Annotated in this window: 4 protein-coding genes; all 4 read left to right on the top strand. The window is 63.4% G+C overall.

The annotated features are described in order from the left end of the window. Positions 1 to 78 precede the first annotated feature (78 nt). On the top strand, positions 79 to 525 hold the full coding sequence (locus tag LQV45_RS25270) for a hypothetical protein (protein WP_230009372.1): 447 nt from the start codon (positions 79 to 81) through the stop codon (positions 523 to 525). A 96-nt stretch (positions 526 to 621) separates the two neighbouring features. Further along, positions 622 to 1,008: an SHOCT domain-containing protein gene (locus LQV45_RS25265; RefSeq protein ID WP_230009371.1), complete on the top strand. Its 387-nt coding sequence runs from the start codon at positions 622 to 624 to the stop codon at positions 1,006 to 1,008. A gap of 529 nt (positions 1,009 to 1,537) precedes the next feature. Beyond that, on the top strand, positions 1,538 to 1,990 hold the full coding sequence (locus tag LQV45_RS25260) for an SRPBCC domain-containing protein (protein ID WP_230009370.1): 453 nt from the start codon (positions 1,538 to 1,540) through the stop codon (positions 1,988 to 1,990). Between the two features lie 286 nt (positions 1,991 to 2,276). Beyond that, on the top strand, positions 2,277 to 2,584 hold a 308-nt coding region (locus LQV45_RS25255; protein ID WP_230009368.1), incomplete at its 3' end, for a response regulator.

The raw sequence follows: 2,584 nt of genomic DNA, 5'->3' as shown, positions 1-2,584 counted from the left end.
CGCACTACGGGTAGACAATGGTCGGACTTGCGTGCGGCAGGGTTCCCTGCCGCATTCCATGTCGGAAAGGGGCCTCCAGTGTCCAGACCACACCCGATCCTCGCCGGATCGATCGCAGCCGGGGCAGCCATCGTACTGCTCACGGGTTGCGGCACGTCCAGCCCCGGCACCAGTGTCAGCAGCGCCAGAGCGGAGAAGAACGTTTCGCAGGCCTGCGCTGCTGCCAGTCCCTTCGCCGGATCCCTGAGAAATTTCAAACAGACACTCAAACGTGGTGCCACGATAGAACAGATCAAATCGGCACGGGAACAGGTCGCGAAGACCTACGACGACCTGGTCAAGGCCAGCCAGGATGTAGCCAAAGACGAAATGGACGCAGTTAAGACGGCCGAAAACAAGTTCGACGCAGCCGTCAGAGCCGTCCCGGATGATGCCACCCTTACTCAGGCGGCCGCCTCCCTGCGGGACGACGCCGCCAACGTCCAGGCCGCGGTCAGTGACCTCCAAACGGCGACTAAATGCTGACCTCAAGGCCCCTCCGGGCAGGTCTGCAACTAGCCTCAGTCCTGCCCGGCTGCATTCCCGACCCACTCCGCTCCTACAGAAAGCAGGGAAGTTGACATGAGTTTCTGGGAAAACTTTTGGGATATTTTCTGGTGGTTCTTCCTCGTATACGCGTTCATCGCCTTCCTCTGGGCGTTGTTCGCCGTCATCGGCGACTTGTTCCGCGACGACATGCTGAGCGGTTGGTGGAAAGCCGTCTGGATCCTCTTCCTGGTCTTCGTGCCCTTGTTGGGTGTGCTGGTCTACGTGATTGCCCGCGGTAAGGGCATGACGGAGCGGTCCATGGCACGGGCCCAGGAGAACCGGGAGGCCTCGGATGCTTACATCCGCAGCGTCGCTGCACCGAGTCCGAGCGACGAGATCTCCAAAGCCACGGCTCTTCGGGACTCCGGAACAATCAGCGCTGATGAATTCGAAAGAATCAAGACCAAGGCTCTGGTCTGAGAGCGCCATCGACCCAGCACCGCGTGGCAGCAGATGCAATGACCATGGACGAGGTGGTGTCTTAGTCCTCGACCAGGGTGCGGTGTCCTTCTGCGCAACCTCCAGACTGTCGCTCCATGCCATTGGGCGGCACGGTGGCCGGTTGCCAGCCGTCGAGGGCGTTCCCGCAGGCGGTTCGGACCGGCCGAGGCTGCGAGGCATAACCCGATCAGTGGACTCTCTGGCTGCCCACAGGAAGCCGGGCTACTATCCGGCTGTCACTCCGTTTAGAAAAGGAGAACCCCTTGTCTGAAGAATCAGTAGGGAGCGTCGTGCTGGTGATGCACGATCTGCCGGCCGCGGAGGGCTGCGGTGTCATGGCCGTCCAGAACGCGGCGCTGTCCCTTGCCGGCGCTATCGGCCGTGGAGCCTGCCGATGCCTGGCTGGTCGCGTCGGCAGTCCGGTCCCGCGGCCAATGCCTTGGGTTGCGGGCTGATGTCTACAGACCAGGTGCCCACAACCCGGCGCCCTCTCGGCCAGGGTCACAGCATGGCCAGGCACTCGGTCGGTGCCGAGACACTGATCAATGCCCGAAGCTCCACCGTCTGGGACGTCATCACCGATGCACGGAACTTCACCGTCTGGGAATCCGGCATCACGCACATCAGGGGCGAGTTGCGCAACGGTGGCACCATCAGAATCCGAACCCACACCGGAGGGGAGCGCACCTTCCGGCTGCGCGTCCAGCAGATGCCCGGCGAGGTGATGACCTGGACCCAGGGCCTGCCTCTGGGCCTGCTCACCGGGGTGCGCACCTTCACGCTTGAACCGCTGGGCGGCATGACGCACCTGCTCGTAAGAGAAGAGTTCACTGGCCCGCTTTGCGGGCTGCTGCTCCGGGAGTTTGCGTCCGACACGCAGCAGGCTTTCACCGATTACGTTAGCGCGGTCAGGAAACGCGCCGAAATCCTCGGCCGACACGTTCGAACCACGGGATCATGAGCGCCATCGGAGAAGCGCGCAGCGTCCAAGAGCGCCCGACGCCGCCCGAGCGTGCTCTGGGCCATACTCCCCGACGGAGCTCTAGTGGCGGTCTGAGGTTACGACACCGGTTGTCTGCAGAACACGTTCAGAAAAGCCACGGATCCACCCCCGCGGGCCCTTGTTGGGTCGGCCCTATCGGTTTAGTGTGGGGCCCGTCGGGCAGTGTGCGCATGGATGCACGCTGGATGGGGACCGGACGGGATCATCCAGCACGCCTTCGGTGCCTTAAAAGCGAAGGAACGTAATGGCGATGATGGCTGAACCGGAAATCCACCCGCCGCCCCCTTTGGCCGGCCGGGGCGTCTATCTGCTGGACGACCACGAGGTCGTGAGACGGGGCCTGCGCCATCTGCTGGAGTCCGAAGGTCTCAGCATCGCCGGAGAATCAGGATCCGCGCACCGGGCGTTCCGGCGAATCCCTGCCCTCCGCCCGGAGCTGGTCATCCTTGACGATGATCTCCCCGACGGTTCAGGTGCCGACGTGTGCCGGGCCATCGCTGCGGCGGACCCGACCATCCGGTGCCTCCTGATGACCGGAGATGCCAACGAAGC

It is taken from the genome of Microbacterium sp. Bi128, assembly GCF_918698205.1.
The sequence above is the reverse complement of the archived record's forward strand: the minus strand, read 5'-3'. Positions and strand labels throughout refer to the sequence as shown.

Coding starts and splice junctions, on each gene's coding strand:
- LQV45_RS25265 (WP_230009371.1), top strand. CDS start 622: ATGAGTTTCTGGGAAAACTTTTGGGATATTTTCTGGTGGTTCTTCCTC.
- LQV45_RS25260 (WP_230009370.1), top strand. CDS start 1,538: ATGGCCAGGCACTCGGTCGGTGCCGAGACACTGATCAATGCCCGAAGC.